The organism is Rhizobium sp. YTUHZ044 (genome assembly GCF_051123975.1).
In the GTDB taxonomy this organism is placed as follows: Bacteria; Pseudomonadota; Alphaproteobacteria; order Rhizobiales; family Rhizobiaceae; genus Rhizobium.
The window spans coordinates 3,262,430-3,286,285 of sequence record NZ_CP101426.1 but is presented as its reverse complement, the minus strand read 5'-3'; the positions used below and the strand labels follow the sequence as shown (position 1 = coordinate 3,286,285).

Sequence of the window (23,856 nt, the reverse complement as noted above, 5' to 3'; positions counted from 1 at the left end):
TGCCTATCTTGCTGCCGCGATCGAAACCGTCTCAATCTGCCGACGAGGAATAGACAGATCATGTCAAGCCTATCTCAGAGGACGGCGACGGCGAGCATCTGGACGATCAGCGGAAAATTCCTCGCGCGACTGCTGGATTTCGTCAGTCTTCTCGTCCTTGCAAGGTTGTTGAGTCCCGCGGATTTCGGATTGGTCGCCATTGCGACATCGGTTCTGGTCATCATCGAGGCGATCCTGGATCTGCCGTTGACGCAGGCCCTGATGCGTCAGCCGTCCCCTTCCGACGAGATGTTTGCGACGGCTTTCACGTTGAGCCTGCTGAGAGGGTTGGCCATCACCCTGCTGATGATGATCATTTCCTGGCCGATGGCCGTGATCTACGACGATTCCCGACTTTTTGCGCTTGTCGCGGTGCTTTCGATCGCGCCGGCCATGCGCAGCATGATCAGTCCGCGCATGGTCCTTTTCATGCAGCGTTTCGATTTCAAACGCGAATTCGCGCTCGACCTCATCACCAAGGGATCGACGCTGCTGTTCGGGGCAGGGGTGGCGGTGGCGACGGGCAGCTATTGGGGGCTCGCGGCCGGGGCGGTCGCCGGCCCGACGGCGGCGATGATCACCTCCTATGTCTTTGCGCCGATGCGGCCGAAGTTCAGCCTGTCGGAGTGGAAGCGTTTCCAGGACATGATCAGCTGGAATACCGTGTCGCAGGTGCTGAGCGCGATTAATTGGCAGCTCGACCGACTGCTTTTGCCGCGTTTTGCCGGGCTGTCGACATTTGGCGCCTTCAGCGTCGCCGACAACATCGCCGGCATTCCCTATCAGACCTTTGTCGGCCCGTTGCTGCGTCCGCTGATGGCGGCGTTCTCCACTGTCGAGGACCGTCGCAACCTGGTTGCCGCCTATTTGAAGGCAACGGGTGCAATCACCTTCGTCGCGGCGCCCATTCTCATTGCACTTGCCTTTCTGGCCGAGCCGACGGTGCGTATCCTCGTCGGCGAGAAATGGGCATCCGCCGCACCAATTCTGCAATGGCTGTGCCTGCTGAGCCTGCTCGGTCTTCCGACGAACATAGTGCCGGCATTGGCGATGGTCATGGACAAGACCCGTTCCCTCGCCTTGCGGATGTTTGCCGAGTTCGCAGTCAGAGTCCCGGTCACCATCCTGGGTATCGTTTATTTTCAGGTGGCGGGTGCGCTTGGCGCGCGTGTTGTGGCGGTTCTCGTCGCTTATGCCGTGACGCTCATCATCACTCGGCGGTTGATCGGGGCGAGTTTTGCTGCGCAGCTGAATTCCTTTTGCAGGCCTCTGGCCGCGAGCCTGCCGATGATCGCTTTCCTGCTCTGGATGGAGCCGAATCTCGCCGCCATGCCAACCGGCTTCAGCCTGATCGTCAGCCTGGCGCTTTGCGGCGCGGCGGCGGCGACAATCTTCTGGGTCTTCGCGCTATTGCTCTGGCAGGTTCTGGGAAGGCCCGACGGCATCGAGACCATCGTCGTTCACAGGCTCGTGCCGCGACGGAGCAGAGTTGTCATTTCATGAAAAAGACCCGTGCAGCCCAACGATTGTTTTAGTGGTTTCGGAGGAGCGCAATGCGTTACGGCATATCTTCTAAGAGTTTTGGGTTGCTCGTTGTTCTCGGACTGGGGGCGTTGCCGAGCCGGCCTAGTGTCGCCCAGGAGCCGATCAACATGGACGCCTATCAGCTGACCTTCGAGGAGAATTTCGACAGCCTCGATGTCTCGGCGTGGGGAGAGAGAAGCTCCCGCTGGATCGCTCACACGCCCTGGAACGGCGACTTCGGCGACGCCCGCTTCACGGATCCGGCGCCAGATTTCCCGTTTGCGAACGATCAGGGAATCCTGAAGATCGAAGCGCGCAAGGGGGAGGATGGAACTTGGCGGTCGGGCCTGCTCTCGGCGGTCAACCCGAAAGGCGAAGGCTTCTCGCAGCAATTCGGCTATTTCGAAGCGCGGATGAAGCTGCCGCCGGGCAAGGGTGTGTGGCCGGCCTTCTGGCTCATCGGGCTCGACCGGTCAAAATACACCGCCGAGATCGACGTGCTGGAATATTATGGACGCGCGCCCTACGAGTTCAGCATGGGTTTTCATATCTGGCGCCAGGCCCATGGCGGTGAGAATTCCAATGGCGGCTATTGGAAGACCGTTCAGGACGGAATTTTGAACAGCGAGTATCATACCTACGGCGTCGATATCCAGGCCGACAAGACGACCTTTTATCTCGATCGCCAATACCTCTGGAGCTTCGATACGCCGAAGGAGTTCCACATGCCGTTCTACCCGCTGGTGAACCTGGCGCTCGGCTCGGGTTGGCCGATCGATGAAACGCCGAACCCTTCCATCCTGCTCGTCGACTATATCCACGTCTACAAGCGCAAGCCGGCCGACGCGGCGAATTGAGCGAACGACCGTTTGACCCCTCTATTGCTCGCGGAGGCAACTGAGACCGGTTTGTGCATCGAAGAGATGCATCGCCTCCTCGTCGACGAAGAGGGTGAGTTTTTCGTCGCCGGGGACCAGCGTGCGCGGCGGCAGGCAGGCCATCAGCCGTTGGTTCTCCGCCAGGGCGGTGACGACGAGCTCCGGGCCGGTTAACTCCGCAACCTCCACAGTTGCCTCGAGCGAAGCCCCGGATCCAGCCGTGCGAAGGGACTCGGGGCGGATGCCGAGGATCAGGTCGCGGCCATCGGCCGCCGCCTTACCGAAGCGGACGGGCAAAGGCAGGCTGGTACCGGAACCAGAGAGCACCAGTCGACCATCCCGGACGGTTGTCTTGAGCAGGTTCATCGGCGGCGCGCCGACGAAGGTGGCGACATAGAGCGTCGCCGGACTGTTGTAGATCTCTTCAGGCGTGCCGAGTTGTTCGATGCGGCCGTCGCGCATGACGGCAATGCGGCTCGCTAGCGTCATCGCCTCGATCTGGTCATGGGTGACATAGACCACTGTCGTCTTCAGCATCTGGTGAAGGCGCTTGATCTCGGTGCGCATTTCCATGCGCAGCTTGGCGTCGAGATTGGAGAGCGGCTCGTCGAAGAGGAACACCTCCGGCTTGCGCACCAGGGCACGGCCGATCGCGACGCGTTGCCGCTGGCCGCCGGAGAGCTGGCTCGGCTTGCGATCGAGCAGATTTTCGATCTGCAGGAGCGATGCCGCATCGCGCACGGCCCTGTCGCGCTCCGGCGCCGGAACTTTACGCATTTCCAGGCCGAAGCCGATGTTCCTATGCACCGTCAGATTGGGATAGAGCGCATAGGACTGAAAGACCATGGCGATGTCGCGGTCCTTCGGATGCACGCGGAGCACCGAGCGGCCGCCGATCCTGACATCACCGCTCGTCGCCTCGGCCAGGCCGGCGATGATGTTCAAGAGCGTTGACTTGCCGCAGCCGGAGGAACCGAGCAGCACGAGGAATTCGCCGCTTTCCAGGGAAATATCGATGCCTTTCAGCGTCTCGACGTCGCCATAGGTCTTGCAGATATTTTCGATATCGAGGGCGCTCATGACTGTGGCTCCTGACGAGAGTTCGTGTCGCCATAGCTGCGGGGAAGGGTGGAGACGGCGCGCGAGGCGACCTCGGTTCCCGCCCTCAGGCAAGATATCAAAGGCTCGTCCTTTGCCAGCGCTGCGAGAAAGGCGGCGTTGAAGACATCGCCGGCGCCGATGGTATCGACCACCGTCACAATAGGCGCAGTCACCGAAACCAGTTGGCTGTCAGACCCGATCGCGATTGCGCCATCGGGGCCGCGTTTGACGACGACGATCGCACCTTGCGGCATATGCGAGCTAATGTGCCGCGCGGCTTCGATCGGATCGGCGATGCCGGCAAGCGTCGTCGTCTCGACCTCATTGAGCAGCGCGATGCGGCTGCGGGACAGCCAAGCGCGTGTCGCAGCGCAATTCTGCTCGGTCCAGCCGTCGAGCGGCCAGCCGGTGTCGAGGGCGACGGCGATGTCATGGCTCTCGGCCCAGTCGAAGAAGGCGTCATATTGGCGCGTCAGATCGTCGGTCAGGAAGCCGCCGCAGAGAAGTGCGTAGCCGCCGCGAAGCCTTGCGCCGTCGATGACGGCGAAGACATCGGCCAGGGTGAAGCGCGGCAGGTGGCCCCGCGTCGTGAAGAAGGTGCGCTCGCCGCCAGGATGAGTGATGCCGACGGAGAGGGTCGTTTGTTCAGGGCGCACCGGCCACTTCTCGGAACGGTGGCCGAAGGCTTCGGCCAGCCAGCGGCCGAACTGATCACTGCCGATATTGGCGGCGATCTCGAATTCGATGCCGAGCGCCTGCCAGGCGAGCGCACTGTTGCCGGCGGAGCCGCCGACCCTGAGCTCGTCATGGTCGACGATGATCTCCGTCCCGGCTTTCGGCCAAGGGGCAGCCGGCCCGAGGATCAGGTCGACATTGACGTTGCCGATGACTGCAAGCGGCCGCATTCATTCGCTCCGGGTAATCTTGGTTGAACGGATCGGTGTTCCGGCATTCTCGACGCGGGTTTCGGCAAAGCCGATCATCAGTCGCTGGGCCGTCGGCAGCATGGCCAAGATCGCGGCAAGACCTGTTGCTGGAGCAAAGCGGATCGTCACTGCTCCGGTGACCGCAGCTTCTGTGGAGGCATCGAACAGGATGACGGGGGCGCCGGTCTCGACGGCGGACTGTGCCATTGCTGTAACCAGGCCGGCGGTTTCATCCTGACCGCGGAACAGCACAACGCCGATCTCCGGCCCGAGCATCTCCATCGGACCGTGGCGGAGCTGACCGCCCTCCAAAGAAAAGCACGGACGGCGCGACAGCTCGGTCAATCCGAGCGCCAATGCTTCGGCAACACCTTGCAGGCGGCGGCCCGAGGTGACGATGGTCGCGACGTTTTCGAGTGCGGCGAGGGCGGCGGCGATCTCGTGGTCTTCAGGCGCTTCAAGGACAGCAAGCGCGGCTGCGGGATCTTCGCCGAGTGCGGCAAGGATTGCCAGATGCAGAGCAAAAGTCACCGTCAGACTGCGGGTGGCTGCGAAGGCAAGCTCGGTGCCGCCGCTGCCAAGGAGCGACGGGGCGGTTCTTGCCAGGAACGAGCCGGCTTCCAGCGTCAGGCCGAAAGTTTCCAACGTGCCTCCGGTCTCGCTGAACCAACGCACAATCTCAGCGCTTTCGCCCGATTGCGAGGTGACGAAGATCGTTCTGCCGGCGATCGGAAGCGGTTGGCCGAGCTGCTCGGACAGTGGCAGGGCAACGGCATCGATGCCAAGACCACGATAGAGCGGCTCGACGGCGCGATTGACGGCATGTGAGCCGCCCATGCCGATCAGGAGCAGCCGGCCGGTTTTCTCAAGCGAGGCGGCGGCCTTTGCTGCCATCGGCCCGGCCGTTTCATAGGAGGCGATCGCATCGGCGTGCTGGTGGGCCATTTCGCGGTCGATCGCCGCAAGCCCGGCGGGCCGGTTTCTTTTTGTTGTCATCTTCATCCCTTGACGCCGCCGCTGGTGAGCCCCGAAATCAGGGCGCGTTGCATGACGAGACCGATCAGCACCGGGGGCAGGGCGGCGAGCACGCCTGCCGTCGCGATCAGCCCGTAATCGGAAACGCGGCCGCCCGCGAGATCGGCAATGGCGACGGTCAGCGTCTTGGCGCGCTGGTCCGAGGTGAAGAGCAGCGCATAGAAGAATTCATCCCAGGCAAGCAGGAATGCAAAAAGGCTCGAGGTCGCGACCACGGGGGCGGCGAGCGGCAAGGTGATGATCCGGAGCGTCTGGAACAGGCCGGCACCGTCGATCATCGCGGCGGATTCGATCTCGCGCGGAATGGAATCGAAGCCCGACTTCATCAGCCAGGTGGTGAAGGGCGCGAGAATGGTGAGATAGACGAGGGCGAGGCCGAAGACGTTGTTCAGCATGCCGAGATGGGAGAGGCCCATATAGAGGGGAACTGCGAGCGCTACCGGCGGCAGCATGTAGGTGGCAATCACCATCGACAGCGACCAGCCGACGGAGGGCGTGCGCGACACGGCCCAACCGCCCGGAATGGCGAGCGCGATGGCAGCGATCGTCGCCATGCCCGCCACCTCGATGCTGTTTCGCAGTGACGAGGTGAAGGCTGCGCCGGCGCTGTTTTCGAGCGTCGACAGCAGGAGCTGGTAGCGCGAGAAATCCACCGCTTGCGGCCACCAGCGCAGCGGCTTCGCGGCAAGATCTGCGGCCGGCGCGATGCTCATGATGAACAGCCAGAGGATCGGAGCCAGGATGACGGCGGCAAGCAGCAGGGCGCAGAGATGAATGAAGGCGGAAAAGAGTGGGTGCCGGCGTTCCATCAGCTGGCACTCCCGGCGGTCTTGCGCACCAGGGCCGCGTAGCCGGCAGCGAGCAGCGTCACCAGCAGCGTGACGATCAGGGCGAGCGAAGCGCCCGAGCCCGCGCGCTGGAAGGAGAAAGCTTCCTGATAGACCAGGATCGACAGCGTGCGGGTGCTGTTGGCCGGTCCGCCGCGGGTCATGACCCAGATGATATCGAACACCTTGAAGGCTTCGATCGTGCGCAGCACCAGCGCCACCATCAGCGGGCCGGCGAGATAGGGCAGGATGACGAAGCGGAAGCGGGCGAAGGGGCCGGCGCCGTCGACGAGCGAGGCGGCGGTGATGTCGCGCGGCACGGCCTGGAGTGCGGCGAGCGCGATCAGCGCCACCAGGGGGAAGTTCTTCCAGCAGTCGGCGACGATGAGGGCAGCGAGCGCCGTGCCGGGTTCGCCGAGCCAGGAGCGGTAGGCGTCGAGCAGGCCGAGCTGGGTCAGCGCGGCGTTCAGCGCGCCATATTCAGGATTGTAAATCAGCCGCCAGAGCGTGGCGTTGACGACGGTCGGCAGCGCCCAGGGCAGGATCATCAGGGCGCGCAGCGCGGTGCGGCCGCGAAACTGCTGGTTCAGCAGCAGGGCCGCAAGGACGCCAATCACCATTTCGGCTGCGACCGAGACAATCGCGAACCAGGCTGTGGTGATGAGTGTGCGCTGGAAATTCGAGCCGGAGAGCATCTTGGCGTAATTGTCGATGCCGACGAAGCTGCCCTCGGTGCCGACCAGTTTGGCATCGGTGAAGGAGAGGCTGACGGTATCGACCAGAGGCCAGCCGATCACCGAGATCATTACCACGAGAAGCGGCAGCATCAAAAGCCACGCGCGGGTTGTCAGCCAAGTGCCCGACATCGAGGCAACCCTTTTCATTCACAGGTTCTGGAGACCGGGCGACGGCGGGCGCCGCCCGGGTCATGCCGGGCTCAGAGGCCGCTGTTTTCGGCCGCCGATTTCAGCGCATCCTCGGGAGAGGACTGGCCGAGCAGGGATTCCTGGATCGCCTGCTGCAGCGCGGTCGACAGCTCCTGATATTTCGGCGTCGTCGGGCGCGGATACATGGCTGCGAGGCCGACCTTGGCGGCGGAAATCAGCTCTTCCTGGCCCTTGGTGACTGCAGGGTCCTCATAGGAAGAGGCCCAGATCGGCAGGCTGAGCTTGGCATAGGCGTTTTGCGTCGCCTGCGAGGTCATGAAGGTAATGTATTTCCAGGCTTCGTCGGGGTGTTTGCTGGCGGAGGTGATGCCGAGGCCCATCGAGCCGTTGACGGCCGAAGCCTCGCTCTTGCCGGCCACGCCCGGAGCCGGCACGACGCCGACCTTGCCCGCGACCTTGCTGTCCTTCGGATCGTTGGCCATGTTGTACATGTAGGTCCAGTTCAGCGCGAAGGCGGCGTCGCCGTTCTGGAAGACCTTACGGACGTCTTCTTCCAGAAATTCCTTGGAGTTCGGGTTGGTCAGGCCCGATGTATAGCTCGCGACCATGTATTTCAGCGCATCGAGACCGCCGCCGCTCTGGAAGGCTGGCTTGCCGTCCTTCAGAAAATCGCCGCCATAGGCGCTGACGAGCGTGGTGTAGTCGCAGATGGCGGCCTCGGCCTGCGACCAGCTCCAGGCGATCGGCGTGGCGAGCAGACCCTTGCCCTTGATGGTCTTTGCCTGCTCGGCCAGTTCGTCCCAAGTCTTCGGTGGCGCCTTGATGCCCGCCTTCTCCAGGATTTCCTTGTTGTAGAAGAGGTATTTGGTGTCGAGAATCCACGGCATACCGTAATATTTGCCGTCATACTGCACGGTGGTCCAGGCGCCCGGCAGCACGCCTTTCTTCATCTCGTCGGTGATACGGGAGGAGACGTCGACCAGCACCTTGTTGGTGGCGTATTCGGCAGGCCAGATGACGTCGAAGAGGACGACGTCGTATCCGCCGCCGGAACCTTGGGCCAGCACCGTCTTATCGTGCAGGCCCTCATAGGGGACGAATTCGAGATTGACCTTGATATCGGGGTTCGCCTTGCCGAAGGCATCGGTCATGGCGCGCACGTCGGCCTCACTGTAAGCGGCCTGCGCCATGAAGAGCGCGTTCAGCGTCGTTTCGGCGAAAGCATGCGGAGCAAAGGATGCGCCGATCAAGGCCGCACCCAGAAGCGTCTTGTTGAGAGATTTCAGCATTGCAGCCTCCAGTTTTTGAAATTTACGCATGGCCGAGGGCGGTTTCGCCGCCATCGGTTTTCGAGAGGGCACGCGTGAAAAAAAGCGCGCCTGGTCATCATCTCGGAGCGTCGGTGGAGGTCCTTCGCGGCCTCCTGCGTTCCCTGGAACTCTCCGGTCCCTTATTAAGTCAAATGTCTTGACTTATTACTTCGCCAACATTCTACTGGAGTCAAGAGGCAATTGACACATGAACGACATCAGGCTGATCCGAGCCAAGAGCGGCACCAATCACGAAGGCACCAGCGCTCATAACCGGCGCGTGATGATCGATGCCTTGAGGATCAACGGTGCGCTCTCGCGCGCCGATCTGGCGCGGGCGACGCGGCTGACCAAGCAGACGGTGTCGAATATCATCGAGGAACTCGCGCGCGATGGCCTCGTCAGTTCGCAGGAGGCTGTGCGCAAGGGCAGGGGCCAGCCCTCGACGCCTTATGGCCTGGTGCCCGAAGGTGCTTTCGCGATCGGCCTCCAGATCGACCGGCACGTGACGCGGGCGGTCGCCGTCGACCTCGTCGGCAGCGTTCTCGTACGCGCAGAAGCCGGGCTGCCGCCCGGAGGTCCGTCGACGGGAACGAAGGTCATTCTCGATCTCGTCGCCGGCGTGCGTTCCAGGCTTGCCGGTATCGTCCAGCAGTCGGAAAAACGGCTGGTCGGGCTCGGCGCCGCAATGCCTGGCCCGTTCGGCATGGAAGGCAGCGGCGACGATCCCTGGATGATGGAGGCTTGGCAGAAGTTTCCGCTCCTTGAAACGCTGAGCGACGGCACTGGCCTCGATGTCGGTCTTCAGAACGATGCGGCAGCGGCTGCGACCGCCGAGCGCATGGTGGGAGCCGCCCACGGCATCGACCATGCCGTCTGCCTGTTCGTCGGCTACGGCATCGGCGCCGGTTTGATCCTAAACGGCGAGCTCTATCGCGGCGCCAACGGCAATGCCGGCGAGATCGGCATGGCGCTGCTCTTTGCCGACGGTAAAACGACACCGCTCGAACACCGTGCCTCGCTCGCCTCGCTCTACCAGCATCTCTCGGCCGATCCCGCCGATCCCGATCTCCATGGGCGCATCAATGAACTCGCCTCCAGCGGGGATCCAAGCATCGAAGGCTGGATCGAGGCGGCGGCGGCGGACCTGCGCTGGAGCATCCATCTCATCGAAACGGTCTTCGATCCGCAGACGGTGATCCTCTGCGGCAGCGCACCGGAAGCGCTGGTGAACAGGCTGATCGCGGCGATCGGCCCGCTGCTGCCTTCGATCGCCGAGAGGCGCGGCCGGATGCTGCCACGGCTGCAGCCCGGCATGGCAGATCCCTGGTCGGTGGCGCTCGGGGCGGCAGCCGGACCCATCAGCCGTGCATTCGATCCGCAGTTTGCTGCAATCTTGAAGGATTCCCTGTGATTTTGGGCCAAAACCGGGCGTTGCACAGCAGTGCAACGGCAAAAATGCCCATGTTTTTCGCAAGTTTCGTTATCAAAGGCTGCTGGAATAGGGGTGCTCTTTCGCAATACAGATAGATATTGAAGGCGTTGAAAAATTACAACTCTTCGAAAGCAGATGCGGAAAGCTTGAAATATATTTAATGTCTTTCCAAATATTCTCGAAATATTTCTCTTGGAGCTGTGAATAACGATTGCATGTCACTTTTGTGACGACTAGATTTTTAACATTTCATGTCATGTAATATTCATTGGCGGCGGCAATTTGAACCAGCTAAATGGGCGTGCGCTTAAAGCGCGCCCCTTTCTACGTTGGAGGTTCTCATGCAAGCCAAGCTTCTCGGCGCCGTTCGCGCCCTTCTCGCCACAGCGGTTCTTGCTGGGCCCGCTGCCGCCGCCGAAAAGACCAAGATTGATTTCTGGTTCGGCAATTCCGGTGATATCGCAAAGCGTGTCCAGGAACAGTGCGATCGCTTCAACCAGTCGCAGACCGATTATGAAGTCGTCTGCACCAGCCAGGGCAGCTACGACGCTTCCCTGCAGAACACGATTGCCGCTTTCCGCGCCGGCAAGCAGCCGACAATCGCCCAGGTTTCCGACGCCGGCACGCTCGACATCATGCTTTCCGGCGCCTTCTACCCGGCAAACCAGCTGATGACCGACATGGGCTACACGGTCGACTGGAAAGACTACTTCTCCGGGATCGCCAACTATTATGCGACGTCGAAGGGCGAGATGTATTCCTTCCCCTTCAACTCATCGACTGCTCTGCTCTACTGGAACAAGGACGCCTTCGCCAAGATCGGCAAGGACCATGCTCCGACCACCTGGCAGGAAGCCGGGGAAGACTTCAAAGCTCTGAAGGACGCAGGTTATGCCTGCCCTCTCGGTTTTGACATCTCCAACAACGAAGTCTGGCAGTACATCGAGCAGTTTGAAGCCGTCAACGGCGAAGCGATCGCGACGAAGAAGAACGGCTTCGAAGGTCTCGACGCCGAGCTGGTGTTCAACAAGAACCCGCTTCTCGTCAGCTACGTCAAGGACCTCAAGTCCTGGTACGACAACAAGCTCGCTGTCATCAAGAACAAGGCCGTCGGCCAGACCTTCGTCGAAGCCTTTGCTGCCGGCGACTGCCAAGTCATCCTGACCTCCGTCGGTGACCATGGCAATATCGGCCGTACCGCCAAGCAGGGCATGAACTGGGGCGTGGCAATGCTCCCGACCTACGGCAATGCAACCCGTCACAGTTCCTTCGTCGGCGGCGCTTCGCTCTGGGTCTTGAAGGGGCATACCGATGCCGAATACAAGGCTGCCGCTGCCTTCTTCAACTTCATCGCCAAGCCGGAAGAAGCGCTGACCTGGTCGACCGTCACCGGTTATATTCCGGTTCGTAACTCCGGCTTTGAATATCTGAAGAAGCAGGGTTTCTACGACAAGGCTCCTTATGCCGGCCGCGAGCTCGCCATTCAGAGCCTGACCGCATCGCCTGCTGACGATACGGTTCCGCATGGCATCCGCCTCGGCGGCCTGCTGCAGGTCCGCACCGAGATCGCCAACGGTCTGCAGGCAATCTTCGTCAACAACGCCGATATCCAGGCTTCGCTCGACGGCGCTGCCGATCGCGGGAATCAACTGCTGCGCCGCTTCCAGCAGACCTACAAGAACGTTCAGCTTCCCTGATCAACCGATATGAGCCGCCCCCGGTCCACTTGCGGACTGGGGGCGTCCTTATACATTCATACCGGCTGCGGAGGCGAAGTCGCCGCCCGCGCCTAAACCAAACCAGGCCGAAAACGACCACCCCATGGAAAAGCGCGTCACCTTCTCCTCGACGACGATCGGACTGCTCTTCGCGTTTCCGATGCTGCTGCTGATCTTCGTCTTCTTCTATTGGCCGAGCGCGCAGGCGCTTTATTGGGCGTTCACGCTCGAGCAGCCATGGGGCGGCGGCAATGCCTGGGTCGGTTTCGACAATTTCAAGCAATTGCTCAGCGACCCGATCTACTGGGAATCGATCAGCCGCAGCATGGTTTTCGCCTTTAGCTCGACGATCATTGCCATGGGGTTTGCGCTCATCCTGGCGCTTTTGACGGATCGTGAACTGCGCGGCCACAAAATCTATCGGTCGGTCTTCATCTGGCCTTATGCGATCGCTGCTCCCGCTCTCGGGCTCGCCTTCCGCTTCATTCTGGCGCCGGAGGCAGGCCTCCTGTCTGTTATCAACCAAGTGTGGCCCGGTCTCTGGAACCCGGCGCTCGACGGCAAAGACGCGATGATCGCCGTCATCGTCGCCTTTTCGTGGAAATATATCGGCTATAATTTCATCTTCTTCCTTTCGGCGCTTCAGGGCATTCCGCGTTCGCTGATCGAGGCCGCGGCCATGGATGGCTCCGGGCCGCTGCGCCGCATGTGGGATCTCCAGCTGCCGCTGCTCACGCCGACCCTGTTTTTCCTGCTCGTCATCAACATCACCGAAAGCTTCCAGGATTCCTTCGGTATCGTCGACGTCATGACTCAGGGCGGTCCGGCGCGGGCGACGGAACTGATGGTCTACAAGATCTATTTCGACGGCTTCAGGGGGCTCGATTATTCGGGGGCCGCCGCCCAGTCGATCATCCTCATGGCGCTCGTCGTCCTTCTCACCATTTTCCAGTTCCGCTTCATCGAGCGGCGCGTGCACTACAAGTGAGGTCGCTGACATGATCGAACGCACGCCGATATTCAACTTCGTCTGCTACACGGTTCTGGCGCTCGGCATGGTGATCGCGCTTCTGCCTTTCGCCATCGTCATCATCGCATCGACACTCGATCTGGAGACGGTCAATCATGTGCCGTTGCCGCTGATGCCGAGCTCGCATTTCTGGGAAAACGCGCACGAAGCCTGGGTGCGCGCCGATCTCGGCAACAAGCTGCTTCACAGCATCATCTTCGCCACGTCGGTCGCCGCCGGCAAGGTCATCCTTTCCGCGATGGCTGCCTTTTCGATCGTCTATTTCCGTTTCCGTGGCCGGTATCTGATTTTCTGGATCATCTTCATCACGCTGATGCTGCCGCTCGAAGTCCGCATCGTGCCGACCTATTCGATTGCGGCGAATGCATTGGCGCCGTTCCAGGCGATCCTCGACATCACGGGAATTACCGGGCTCGTCGCCTGGGTGTCTGGCATCCAGATCAAGCTCGAATGGGGCCTGCTGAATTCCTATACGGGACTGGTGGCGCCGCTGGTGGCCACCGCGACCGGCACCTTCCTCTATCGCCAGTTCTATCTGACCGTCCCCGACGAGCTCGCCGAGGCCACGAAGATGGACGGCGCCGGTGCCGTCCGCTTTTTCGTCGACATACTGCTGCCGCTGTCGCGGTCGAACATGATAGCGCTGTTCACCATCATGTTCGTCTGGGCCTGGAACCAGTATCTCTGGCCGCTGCTTGTCACCACCGATCCGAATTTCGGCATTGCGGTGACGCAGCTCAAGACCCTCATCCCGTCCGAATTCGGCCTGCCCGACTGGAACGTCGCCATGGCAGGCACACTTATCATCATGTCGCCGCCGCTGGTGCTCGTCATCCTGATGCAGCGCTGGTTCGTGCGTGGCCTCATCTCCACCGAGAAGTGAAGGAACAGTCCTGTGGCACCGATCTCAATCCGTGATGTGAAGAAGAGCTACGGCAAGCATCCCGTCGTTCATGGCGTCGATCTGGAGATCCAGTCCGGCGAATTCATCGTCATTCTCGGCCCCTCCGGCTGCGGCAAGTCCACGCTCTTGCGCATGATCGCCGGGCTTGAGGAAATCAGCGGCGGCGAAATCGCCATCGACGGCCGCGTCGTCAACCAGCTGGAGCCGCGCGAGCGCGGCTGCGCCATGGTGTTCCAGAACTATGCGCTCTATCCGCACATGACGGTCGCCGAGAACATCGGCTACGCCTTGAAGGTGGCCGGTGTTGCGAAGGCGGAGCGCAGCCGTCGCATTGCCGAGGTCGCCAAGGCGCTCAGCCTCGAACCCTTCCTCGACCGACGCCCTGCCGCCCTTTCCGGCGGCCAGCGCCAGCGCGTCGCCATGGGCCGTGCGATGATCCGCGAGCCGAAGGTGTTCCTCTTCGACGAACCCTTGTCGAACCTCGACGCCAAGCTGCGCATCGCCATGCGTGCCGAAATCCGCCGCCTGCACCGGCGCCTCGGTGCCACCTCGATCTTCGTCACGCACGACCAGACCGAGGCGATGACGCTGGCTGACCGGCTGGTGGTGATGAACGGCGGCAGGGTGGAGCAGGTCGGCACGCCGGAAGAGGTCTATCATCATCCGGTGTCGCGCTTCGTCGCCGGTTTTGTCGGCACGCCGGCGATGAACCTGCTCGAAGGCACGATCAACGATGATAGCGTCTTCGTCTACGACCAGAGCCGCAGAATCGCGCTGCCACGCGAACGGGCCGCGCTGCTGAAAGGCAAGCGCGTCGTGCTCGGCATGCGCGCCGAGGCGGCCCGGTTGGTAGCCCCGGATGCGCCCGGCGCATTGGTGGCAACGGCCGATTTCATCGAAGAGCTCGGCGCAAGCCGCGTCGTTCATGCCGATTTCGACGGGCTGCCCTTTGCCGTGGCGCTGACCGAGGCCGTGACGGTGAAATCGGGTGATCCGATCGGCATCGCGATCGACCACAATGCGATCCATCTCTATGCCGCCGATACCGGCCGGATTATCGAGAACCCTGCCATGAACAGCGCCGGCGCCGTTCACGCCTGACCGGCGTCAGCGGTGAATGGGATCAATCCAGCGAACGTCTTCCGGTCTCTCGACCGGTTCGATATCCAGATTGACGACGACCGGTTCCTGGCCTGAGCGGACGAGCACGCATTCCAGCGTCTCGTCGCGGCTGGCGTTGATCTCCTGGTGCGGCACATAGGGCGGGACATAGATAAAGTCGCCCGGGCCGGCCTCGGCGGTGTATTCGAGATGCTCGCCCCAGCGCATGCGGGCCTTGCCCTTGACGACGTAAATGATGCTTTCGAGATCGCCGTGATGGTGGGCGCCGGTCTTGGCATTGGCATGGATTGTCACCGTGCCCGCCCAGATCTTCTCGGCGCCGGCGCGCGCATGGTTGATTGCGGTCGCACGGTTCATGCCCGGCGTCTGCGCGGTGTTCGGGTCGAGCGAATTGCCGGGAATGACCTTGACGCCGTGTTCGCGCCAGTTGACATGATGATGCTCGTGGTCGTCGCTCACGCCTTGCCTCCACTTTCGATTTCGCCAGTCTAGGCGGGAGCCCGGCGGCGGCCAAGTGGATCGCCGCGGTACCGCCGCAGATATCTTCTGCACTCTGTAGCTTCTGTGCACAAGGAAAGAACGGACCCGATGAGCCACCTCCCGCAGATCGACTACGACACCGCTTCACCAGAGGTTCGTGCGGCGCATGACGAGGAAGTCAGGCTGCGCGGGCGCATGACCAACATGAAGCGGACGCTGCTGCATTCGCCAGCGGCTCATCGCATCTATGCCGAGTGGTTCACGCTGCGCGCCGAACTCGATCCTGCGATCAGCGACCGGGCGATCTGGATTTTCTCGCATGCGATCTCGAAGGCAGCCAGATCGAAGATTGCCGTCACCTTCTTCCGCAGGGCACTGATCAACAAGGGCTTCAACCCCGACGCGCTGGAGTTTTCCGACGAAGAGGCACTCCTCGACGATTTCGGCAAGGCGATTGTCACCGATTCCAATGCCGTTCCGACCGAACTTTGGGCGAAGCTGAAATTGCGCTACGAGACCAAGGTGCTCGTCGATCTCGTCGCCATTGCCGGCATCATGCTGGCCACCGCCGTCTTCAACAATATCGTCGAGGTCGACTTGGACCCCGAGCTTGAAGCCTTTGCCGAGGGAGCCAGTTCATCCGCATCCTGAAATCTCAGAGAATGATGCCGAAAAGGGTAAGCGGTTTCCGACGACATCACGCTCTGACTATTAATTTAGAACAGGATTGAGGTTTGTAGGCCGAGCGTGCCTAAAATGGTCCGGTTCTAACCATCGAGCGGAAGGATCAGCACATCGCGTGCCGGCACATCGATGCCACCGTGGCCGATATGGCCGACGGGCCAGACGGCCCGGCCTTGCGCAAGGGTCCCTCGGGCGAGCGTCAACTCCGTCTTCTGCGTGGTTCTCGTCGGATTGACGAGCCAGAGGAAGCTGCCTTTTTCACCCTCGTGGATACGGGCGAAGAGTGCGGCATTCGACAGCGTCACGTGGCGCTTCTTCCCACTCCATCTCAATAGCTCAGCGAAGAAAGCGCCGTTCGCCTTCCCCTGTGTGCGGTAATAGGCAACGGAAGGATTGGTGCCGATCAGCAGCGTGCGACCCTTGCCATAAGCATTTTCCACGACGGCAAGACGACCGTCGGTGAAGTGGCCACGTCCCGTTCCGCCGGTCAGCCGATAAGACTGTAGGAAGCCGCCACCGTGGACCGCCGCGCCGTCGAGATCGAAATGGGTGCGGTCTCCGATATCGGGCATGAATTCGACCTCCTCCTCGCGTGCGCCGAAGACCTCGTCGAGGCCCATGTTCGGTTGCACGGTGCCGACATGGCCGCGATCGCCGAAATAGCCGGGGCATGCCTCGGCAATCAGCGTGCCGCCGTTTTCGACCCAAGCTTTCAGGCGTTTCGCCTGCGCTGAAGTGAACATGATCGGATAAGGGAAATAGAGGAAATCATAGTCCGCGAGGTCGTCGATATGCACCCAATCCGGTTGCGTACCGGTTTCGAGGAAGGCGCGATAAGCGCCCCACATCGCTTCGGGATAGGGCTTTTCCGTGCGGTCGTGGTTCAGGAGGTAATCGAACTCCTGCGTTTCGCGCACGACGAGGATGCCGACCTCTCCGCGCACGGGCTTTGCCTCCCAGAGGGGAGCCTGCGCCTTGTCATTGGCCCATCTCGCCATGGCGCTTGCCATGTCGGAGCGCGGCGTGCGCGAGCCGTCCATGCCGTAGGAGCCGAAAGCGCCGAAGAGCGGACCGTCGAGCAGCGGGCGCCAGCGCAGATTGATCACGCCGCGGGCGCCGCCGGCAAGTGAGGTCATGCTCCAGAGGCGAATATCCTCGGGCTCGGCGACGCGGCCATCCTCCTTGTCACGGCCGATCACCTGCGGCTGCAGCCAGAGCGGGCCGCCCTGGCGCTCGGCGTGCCAAAAGGGTTTGCCGCGCGCGGCGGCGCGGTTGATGTCGACGCCGTACCAGTTCTTCCAGGCTTCCGACCCCTTGCGCGCCTGGATCCAGGTAAAGCCGTAGACCTCGACCTTGGAGGCTGCAAGCCAGTCGTCGCAGCCGTTGGCAGCCATGTTGGGAATTGCGCCGGATATGCCGTGGGCAAGGACGGTGTTCTTCTGGTCGACGGCGCGGATCGTGTCGATGCGCCATTGCATCTGATCGTAGAAGTTGTCGCGTTTGAACTGCAGCCAGTCGATACATTCAGGATAGGGTGCCATGTGCGCCGGCGGCTCGATGTCATCCCATTCGGCATAGCTGTAGCGGTACCAGGCCTTGGCCAGGACCTTCAGGCTGCCGTATTTCTTTTCGAGCCATTTGCGAAAAACAGCCTTTGCATAGGGGCTGTAATCGACGTCCGCGGAATAGTTGCACTCGTTCCAGACGTCGTAACCATAGATCGCCGGATGATCCTTGTAGCGGGTGGCGAGCGCGGTCAGGAATCTGCCCGCTGCTTCCCTCACTTCCGGGCAGTTCAGCGTCAGGGCGCCGGCGCCGCCACCATTGTTGGAGAAGCCGCCGGTCGCCGACGACACACCCATATAGGAACCGAGTTTGGTGCCGTCGGCATTGACCTGCAATGCATGAGCGTATTTGCGCACCGCCCAGTCGGGCACGGCATGAATCAACTCGGCGATAACGGTCTTGATGCCGTGTGCCGCCGCAAGGTCCATCTGACGGTCATATTCTTCCCAGTCGTAGACGCCGGGGGCGGTTTCGATTGCGCTCCACATGAACCAGTGGCGGAAGATGTTGAGGCCGTCTTGCCCGGCCGTGGCGTAGTCGCGCTCCCAATCTTCACGGGGCGGATTGGATTTGCGGAAGTAGACGGCGCCGTAGGGCAGTTGGATATCTTTGTTCAGCATTGTCCTGTCCTTCTCTATCGATGTCCGGACATGGCTTCGCCGTCCGGAAAGAAGGCTCCGGCAGTAGGCAGTCGAAGATGGCCGGCTATACTAAAAAGCGTTGATCTAGCGCGGTCCTCCGGCGAGGAGTTCCAGGGTGCGGATGAGGGCGGAATGATCGCGTTCGCCGTCGCCATTGGCGACCGCGGCGTTCATCAGTTGTTGCGTGGCGGCAGTGTTCGGCAGCGACAGATCGAGTGCGCGGGCGGCATCGACGGCAAGCGTCATGTCCTTGCGGTGCAGGCGGATGCGGAAGCCGGGCTCGAAGGTCTGATTGATCATGCGCTCCCCATGCATTTCGAGGATGCGGGAAGCGGCAAAGCCACCCATCAGCGCCGAGCGCACCTTGGCCGGGTCGGCGCCGGCCTTCCTGGCAAAGAGCAGCGCTTCGGCAACTGCCTCTATCGTCAGGCCGACGATGATCTGGTTGGCGACCTTGGCCGTCTGCCCGTCGCCGTTACCTCCGACATGGGTGATGTTCTTGCCCAACTTTTTGAAAATCGACCGGGCACGTTCGAATGCTTGCTCCTTGCCACCGACCATAATCGTCAAAGAGGCAGCCTTGGCACCCACCTCTCCGCCGGAAACGGGAGCATCGAGATAATCGCAGCCGAGGGCCTCGATGCGTTTGGCGAAAGTTTTGGTGGCGACCGGGGAGATCGAGCTCATGTCGATAACGAGCTTGCTCTGAGAAAGGCCGGAGGCAACGCCGTGTTCGCCGAAGAGGACCGCCTCGACATCTGATGTATCCGGCAGCATCAGGATGACGATGTCCGAAGCATGCGCCACCACCCTGGCGCTCGCGGCGGCTATGGCGCCCTTGTCGACAAGATGCTGCGAGGTCTCTTTCACCCGGTTCAGATGCAGCGTGTGGCCGGCATCGATCAGATGCTCCGCCATCGGGCGGCCCATGACGCCCAGTCCGATAAATCCGATGCTCATGCTGCCCTCGCTGACTTCAGATAGGATCTCATCCAGCCGAGGCCATCCTTGGTGCCGGATTTCGGCTTGTACTCGCAGCCGACCCAGCCGTCGTAGCCGAGGCGGTCGAGTTCGGAGAGGATGAAATTGTAATTGATCTCGCCGGTGCCGGGCTCGTTGCGCCCAGGATGGTCGGCGATCTGCACATGGGCGATTTTCTCCTTAAGTCGGGTGAAGGTGGGGATCAGATCGCCCTGCATGACCTGCATGTGGTAGAAATCATACTGGATATAGAGGTTGTCGGAACCGACCCTGTCGAGGATGCGCTCCGCATGGGTGGTGGTCGACAGAAAGAAACCCGGAATATCCCGCAGGTTGATCGGCTCGATCAGCAGGGTGACGCCGGCGTCGGCACAACGTTTCGCAGCATATTTCAGATTGCCGACCAGCACCGTTTCCAGCGTTTGAAGGTCCGCACCTTTTGGCACCAGGCCGGAGATGACATTCACCTGCCGGCAATCGAGCGCTGCGGCATAGTCGAGCGCCTGCTCGAGTCCATCGCGGAACTCCTCTGCACGCTCCGGCAGGCAGGCGATGCCGCGCTCGCCGCCGGCCCAGTCGCCGGACGGCACGTTGAAGAGCGCCTGTTTCAGGCCGCTTGCCTTCAGCGCCTCGGCAACCTTCTCCCTGGGTTCGGCATAGGGGCCCAGATATTCGAGGGCACCGAAGCCGTCCTTTGCAGCAGCGGCGAAGCGGTCGAGAAAGGGCAGGTCTTGGTAGAGGAAGGAAAGGTTGGCGGAAAATTTCTGCACGGGATCGTCCTTAGATATCGGCAGACGCGACGAAACGATGCCGGTGCAGCATGCGCTTGTCGCGAGGGTCGGGATTGGGAACGGCGGAGATGAGGCTCTTCGTATAGGCCCCCTCAGGAGCGGTGCAGATCTGTTCGGCCTCGCCGAGTTCGACGATCTTGCCGCGATGCATGACGGCGACACGATCGCAGAAATAACGCACCACCGAAATGTCGTGCGAAATGAAGATGAAGCTTAGGTTCAGCCGTTGACGGATATCGAGCAGCAGGTCGAGAATCTGGCTGCGGATCGAGACATCGAGAGCGGACGTCGCCTCATCGGCGATGATGATGCGTGGGTCGAGCGCAAGCGCGCGAGCGATGCCGATGCGCTGGCGCTGGCCGCCGGAGAAGGCATGTGGATAACGCTCCATCCCCATCGGGTCGAGGCCGACAAGGCGCATCAGTTCGGCGACACGGTCCGCCAGCGCCTTGCCCCTTGCCAGCCCGTTGACAACAAGCGGATCGCCGATCACCTCCTTGACAGTCATGCGCGGATTGAGCGAGGCGAAGGGATCCTGAAAAACCAAGCGGACTTCGCGATGGAATGTGCGGAGTTCGCGCTTGGTGAGTTTGGTGACGTCGATCTCGCCGCCGTCCTTGCCGCAATAGCTGATGCTGCCCGAGGTCGGCTCGACGGTGCGCAGGATGAGCCGGCCGAGTGTCGTCTTGCCGGAGCCGCTTTCGCCGACAATACCGAGGTTTTCGCCGGGATAGAGATCGAAGCTGGCGTCGTCGACGGCGCGCAACGTGTTGGCCTTGCCGTGCCAACCATAGATCTTGCTGAGGTGGCGGACGGACAGGATCGGCTGCGGTGCCGCCGGCGACAGTGCTATGGCGGGCAGCTTGCCATCGACATGATGCGTGAGCTTGACTGTCGAGGCAAGCAGTTGGCGGGTATAGGGATGTTCGGCGGCATGGTAGATTGCATCGACGGGTCCGCGCTCGACGATGCGGCCGAAGCGCATGACGGCGACATCGTCGGCCACTTCGGCGACGATCCCCATGTCATGGGTGATGAGCAGCATGGCCATGCCGCGTTCGACCTGCAGGCGCTTGATCAGATCGAGGATTTCGGCCTGGGTGGTGACGTCGAGGGCTGTCGTCGGCTCGTCGGCGATGAGAATGTCGGGATTGCCGGCAAGCGCCATGGCGATCATGGCGCGTTGGCGCATGCCGCCGGAGAATTCGAAGGTGTAGCGGTCAGCCATCTTGTCCGGGTTCGGGATCTCGACCTGTCGCAGCAGTTCGACGGTCCTTTCGCGGGCGGCGCGATGATCGAGATCACTGTGCAGGCGCACCGCCTCAATGATCTGCGAACCGATGGTGTGAACCGGCGACAGCGAACTCATCGGCTCCTGGAAGATCAGGCCGATGCGGCGACCGCGGATGGCCCGCATCGCCCGATCGGACGGCTTCAAGACGGCAATATCGGTGATGCCGTTACTTCCGGTGGCCCCGTCGCCGTCCCTGAGCAGGATGCGGCCGGAAACAATACTGCCGGGGCTGTCGACGATCTGCAGCAGCGAACGGGCGGTGACGCTCTTGCCGGAGCCGCTTTCACCGACGAGGCACAGCGTTTGCCCGCGTTTCAGCTCGAAACTGACATTTTCGACGGCGTGCAGGATGTGGGTGCGCAGCCTGAAATCGATCGAGAGGTTTTCGACGGAGAGAACGACGTCTTTTGAAAGGTCGGCCATGGTTTCCTCCTCAATTGTCGTAGGGGTCGGCGGCATCGCGCAGGCCGTCGCCGAAGAAATTGAAGGACAGGACGGCGATGACGACTGCGAGCGACGGCCAGATCAAGAGCCACGGCGCGGTGGCGACGGTGCGGATGTTCTGGGCGTCCTGCAGCAGCACGCCCCAACTGACGACCGGCGGCTTAAGGCCGATGCCGAGGAAGGAAAGAGAGGTCTCGGCGACGATCATGGTCGGTACGGCCAGTGTGACGACCGCAAGGATATGGCTTGTCAGTGACGGCAGGATATGCCGAAAGATCAGCCTGGTCTCGCTGGATCCGTCGAGCCTGGCGGCAACGACGAAATCCTCACTGCGCAGCGCCAGGAACCGGCCGCGCACTTCACGCGCCAGGCTGGTCCAGCCGAGCAGCGAGACGATGATCGTTATGACGAAATAGACATTGACCGGCGACCATGTCAGCGGGATCGCCGCCGCCAGGCCGAGCCACAGCGGGATGGTCGGCATTGCACTGACGACCTCGATGACGCGCTGGATCAGCGTATCGACCCAGCCGCCGTAGAAACCGGAGATCGAGCCGAGCACGACGCCGAGGATCAGCGACATGGCGACGCCGACGAGGCCGATCGACATGGATACGCGGGTGCCGTAGACGAGCCGAGAGAAGACATCGCGGCCGAGCCGGTCGGCGCCGAGCAGGTACATCGGGTCGTTTTGGTTGAGCGGGCCGATCAGGTGCCGGTTCATCGGGATCACGCCCCAGAGATCGTAGGCCGCGCCTTTGACGAAGAAGCCGATCGGGACGACCTTGGTGTCGTCGACGACGAAGGTGCGGCGTAGCGCCACCTTGTCGATCTCGACCTTGTAGCCCTTCACATGGATATTGAACTCAGAGCTGCCGTCCGGCTTTTCGACGAAGAAGCTGAAGCCCTGCGGCGGGGCATAGGTGTATTGCGGCCGCGAGGTCATCGGCAAAGCGGGCGCCAGGAATTCGGCGAACAGACCGACCAGATAGAGGCAGAGGATAATGACGCCGGCCACCATCGCCACCTTCTGGCGGATCAGCTTGCCAGCGACCAGCCGCCAGGGACCGATCGCTGCGGTCGAGACGGTCTTGCCCTGTTTCAATGGGCTGATCGAGGGGCCATCGGCAACAGTGTGAAGGGGACCAGCATGATTTCCGAAGGTCTCGTGCGTGCTCATCGCGTTCGCCCTCAATTGAACCGGATGCGTGGATCGAGCATGGCCAGCAGCAGATCCGACAGCAGCATGCCGACAAGGGTCAGCGCGCTCAAAAGCAGAATGAAGCTGCCGGCGAGGTACATGTCCTGCGAGATCAGCGCGCGGAAAAGCAGGGGGCCAGCGGTCGGCAGGTTCAGCACGATGGCAGTGATCGTCACGCCCGAAACGAGATGCGGCAGCACCCAGCCGATCGCCGAGACGAAGGGATTGAGCGCGATTCTGACCGGATACTTGAGGATCACCTTGTATTCCGGCAGTCCCTTGGCGCGGGCCGTAACGACATAGGGCTTGTGCAGTTCGTCGGTCAGGTTGGCGCGCAGGATCCGGATCATCGCTGCCGTTCCAGACGCGCCAATGATGATGATCGGGATCCAGAGATGGGCGAGGAAATCGCCGACCTTGGCAAAGCTCCAGGGCGCTTCGGCATATGCCGGCGAGACCAGCCCGCCGACGCTCTGGCCAAGAAATTTATAGGCGATGTACATCAACGTCAGCGCCAGGATGAAGTTCGGCACCGCAAGGCCGATGAAGCCGAGAAAGGTGAAGACATGGTCGCCGACGGAGTGGCGGCGGACGGCGGAATAGACGCCGATCGGCAAAGCCACGATCCAGACGAAGAGCAGGCTCAAGAGCGAGATAACCAGCGTCGAGCCCATACGCGCCCAGATCAGCCCGGAGACTGGCTGACCCCACTCGAAGGAGTAGCCGAAGTCGCCGCGGCTGACGATGCCCCAGATCCATTTGAGGTATTGGACATAGAAGGGGTCATCGAAGCCGTAGATTTCCTTCAGCCGCTCGATCTGAGCGGGATCGACGGTTTGGCCGCTGTCGCTCATGGTGGCGATCATCGAGGTCAGGTAATCACCTGGCGGCAGCTGGATGATCAGGAACGAGATCAGCGACATGCCGAACAAGGTCGGGATCATGTAGAGTACGCGCTTGAAGATATAGCCAAGCATCGAAACGTTTCTCCTCCCGTCGGGAACGCTGTGACGCGCCTCCCCCGGATCTTCACGCGCC

At 61.7% G+C, this 23,856-nt stretch carries 21 protein-coding genes; 8 read left to right on the top strand and 13 right to left on the bottom strand.

Annotated elements, in window-relative coordinates:
* Positions 1-60 precede the first annotated feature (60 nt).
* Positions 61-1,542, top strand: coding sequence for an oligosaccharide flippase family protein (locus NL154_RS16310; protein WP_221123490.1), 1,482 nt, complete (start codon positions 61-63; stop codon positions 1,540-1,542).
* Between the two features lie 50 nt (positions 1,543-1,592).
* Positions 1,593-2,420 (top strand): glycoside hydrolase family 16 protein, encoded by an 828-nt coding sequence (locus tag NL154_RS16305; RefSeq protein WP_210630019.1) that lies wholly within the window; start codon positions 1,593-1,595, stop codon positions 2,418-2,420.
* 21 nt (positions 2,421-2,441) lie between these two features.
* Here the strand turns inward: NL154_RS16305 and NL154_RS16300 are convergent, their stop codons facing one another.
* From NL154_RS16300 to NL154_RS16275, 6 genes are all read right to left on the bottom strand, one after another.
* A complete protein-coding gene (locus tag NL154_RS16300) occupies positions 2,442-3,521 on the bottom strand; it encodes an ABC transporter ATP-binding protein (RefSeq protein ID WP_210630020.1) in 1,080 nt (359 codons plus the stop codon).
* Positions 3,518-4,447, bottom strand: coding sequence for a PfkB family carbohydrate kinase (locus tag NL154_RS16295; RefSeq protein WP_434732975.1), 930 nt, complete (start codon positions 4,445-4,447; stop codon positions 3,518-3,520). Before NL154_RS16295 ends, NL154_RS16300 begins: the two co-directional genes overlap by 4 nt.
* A complete protein-coding gene (locus tag NL154_RS16290; protein ID WP_434732974.1) occupies positions 4,448-5,470 on the bottom strand; it encodes an SIS domain-containing protein in 1,023 nt (340 codons plus the stop codon).
* Complete coding sequence (locus tag NL154_RS16285) at positions 5,467-6,312, bottom strand: carbohydrate ABC transporter permease (RefSeq protein WP_434732973.1); 846 nt, start codon at positions 6,310-6,312, stop codon at positions 5,467-5,469. The genes NL154_RS16290 and NL154_RS16285 overlap by 4 nt, the downstream gene beginning before the upstream one ends.
* Positions 6,312-7,196, bottom strand: a complete 885-nt coding sequence (locus tag NL154_RS16280) for a carbohydrate ABC transporter permease (RefSeq protein WP_221144592.1) — start codon at positions 7,194-7,196, stop codon at positions 6,312-6,314. The genes NL154_RS16285 and NL154_RS16280 overlap by 1 nt, the downstream gene beginning before the upstream one ends.
* A 71-nt stretch (positions 7,197-7,267) precedes the next feature.
* Positions 7,268-8,506: an extracellular solute-binding protein gene (locus NL154_RS16275; RefSeq protein WP_210630024.1), complete on the bottom strand. Its 1,239-nt coding sequence runs from the start codon at positions 8,504-8,506 to the stop codon at positions 7,268-7,270.
* Positions 8,507-8,735: 229 nt separating this feature from the next.
* Between NL154_RS16275 and NL154_RS16270 the strand changes: the two genes are divergently transcribed.
* From NL154_RS16270 to NL154_RS16250, 5 genes are all read left to right on the top strand, one after another.
* Positions 8,736-9,941, top strand: coding sequence for an ROK family transcriptional regulator (locus NL154_RS16270; protein WP_434732972.1), 1,206 nt, complete (start codon positions 8,736-8,738; stop codon positions 9,939-9,941).
* Positions 9,942-10,303: 362 nt separating this feature from the next.
* On the top strand, positions 10,304-11,659 hold the full coding sequence (locus NL154_RS16265; RefSeq protein WP_210630026.1) for an extracellular solute-binding protein: 1,356 nt from the start codon (positions 10,304-10,306) through the stop codon (positions 11,657-11,659).
* 124 nt (positions 11,660-11,783) lie between these two features.
* On the top strand, positions 11,784-12,668 hold the full coding sequence (locus tag NL154_RS16260; RefSeq protein WP_210630027.1) for a carbohydrate ABC transporter permease: 885 nt from the start codon (positions 11,784-11,786) through the stop codon (positions 12,666-12,668).
* 10 nt (positions 12,669-12,678) lie between these two features.
* Complete coding sequence (locus NL154_RS16255) at positions 12,679-13,593, top strand: ABC transporter permease subunit (RefSeq protein WP_221144596.1); 915 nt, start codon at positions 12,679-12,681, stop codon at positions 13,591-13,593.
* Between the two features lie 12 nt (positions 13,594-13,605).
* Positions 13,606-14,715: a sn-glycerol-3-phosphate import ATP-binding protein UgpC gene (locus NL154_RS16250; RefSeq protein ID WP_210630029.1), complete on the top strand. Its 1,110-nt coding sequence runs from the start codon at positions 13,606-13,608 to the stop codon at positions 14,713-14,715.
* A 6-nt stretch (positions 14,716-14,721) separates the two neighbouring features.
* Here NL154_RS16250 and NL154_RS16245 read toward each other — a convergent pair whose 3' ends face one another.
* Positions 14,722-15,195 carry a cupin domain-containing protein gene (locus NL154_RS16245; RefSeq protein ID WP_210630030.1) on the bottom strand — a complete coding sequence of 158 codons (474 nt, stop codon included), beginning with the start codon at positions 15,193-15,195 and terminating at the stop codon, positions 14,722-14,724.
* Between the two features lie 129 nt (positions 15,196-15,324).
* Here NL154_RS16245 and NL154_RS16240 point away from each other — a divergent pair, with 129 nt between their 5' ends.
* Complete coding sequence (locus tag NL154_RS16240) at positions 15,325-15,867, top strand: hypothetical protein (protein WP_434732971.1); 543 nt, start codon at positions 15,325-15,327, stop codon at positions 15,865-15,867.
* Positions 15,868-15,983: 116 nt separating this feature from the next.
* On the opposite strand, the gene NL154_RS16235 is transcribed toward NL154_RS16240, so the two are convergent.
* The 6 genes from NL154_RS16235 to NL154_RS16210 all read right to left on the bottom strand — a co-directional run bounded on the left by NL154_RS16235 (position 15,984) and on the right by NL154_RS16210 (position 23,795).
* Positions 15,984-18,086, bottom strand: a complete 2,103-nt coding sequence (locus NL154_RS16235; protein ID WP_434732970.1) for a beta-galactosidase — start codon at positions 18,084-18,086, stop codon at positions 15,984-15,986.
* Positions 18,087-18,191: 105 nt separating this feature from the next.
* Positions 18,192-19,067: a 2-hydroxy-3-oxopropionate reductase gene (locus tag NL154_RS16230; RefSeq protein ID WP_434732969.1), complete on the bottom strand. Its 876-nt coding sequence runs from the start codon at positions 19,065-19,067 to the stop codon at positions 18,192-18,194.
* The gene (otnI, locus tag NL154_RS16225; RefSeq protein WP_168297269.1) at positions 19,064-19,858 is read right to left on the bottom strand and encodes a 2-oxo-tetronate isomerase; all 795 of its coding nucleotides are present in this window, start codon (positions 19,856-19,858) and stop codon (positions 19,064-19,066) included. Before otnI ends, NL154_RS16230 begins: the two co-directional genes overlap by 4 nt.
* Positions 19,859-19,868: 10 nt before the next feature.
* Positions 19,869-21,596: an ABC transporter ATP-binding protein gene (locus NL154_RS16220; RefSeq protein WP_210630034.1), complete on the bottom strand. Its 1,728-nt coding sequence runs from the start codon at positions 21,594-21,596 to the stop codon at positions 19,869-19,871.
* Between the two features lie 10 nt (positions 21,597-21,606).
* Positions 21,607-22,797 (bottom strand): ABC transporter permease, encoded by a 1,191-nt coding sequence (locus NL154_RS16215; RefSeq protein ID WP_210630035.1) that lies wholly within the window; start codon positions 22,795-22,797, stop codon positions 21,607-21,609.
* Positions 22,798-22,808: 11 nt separating this feature from the next.
* Entirely contained in the window at positions 22,809-23,795 is a 987-nt protein-coding gene (locus tag NL154_RS16210) for an ABC transporter permease (protein WP_434732968.1), read from the bottom strand.
* Positions 23,796-23,856 lie beyond the last annotated feature (61 nt).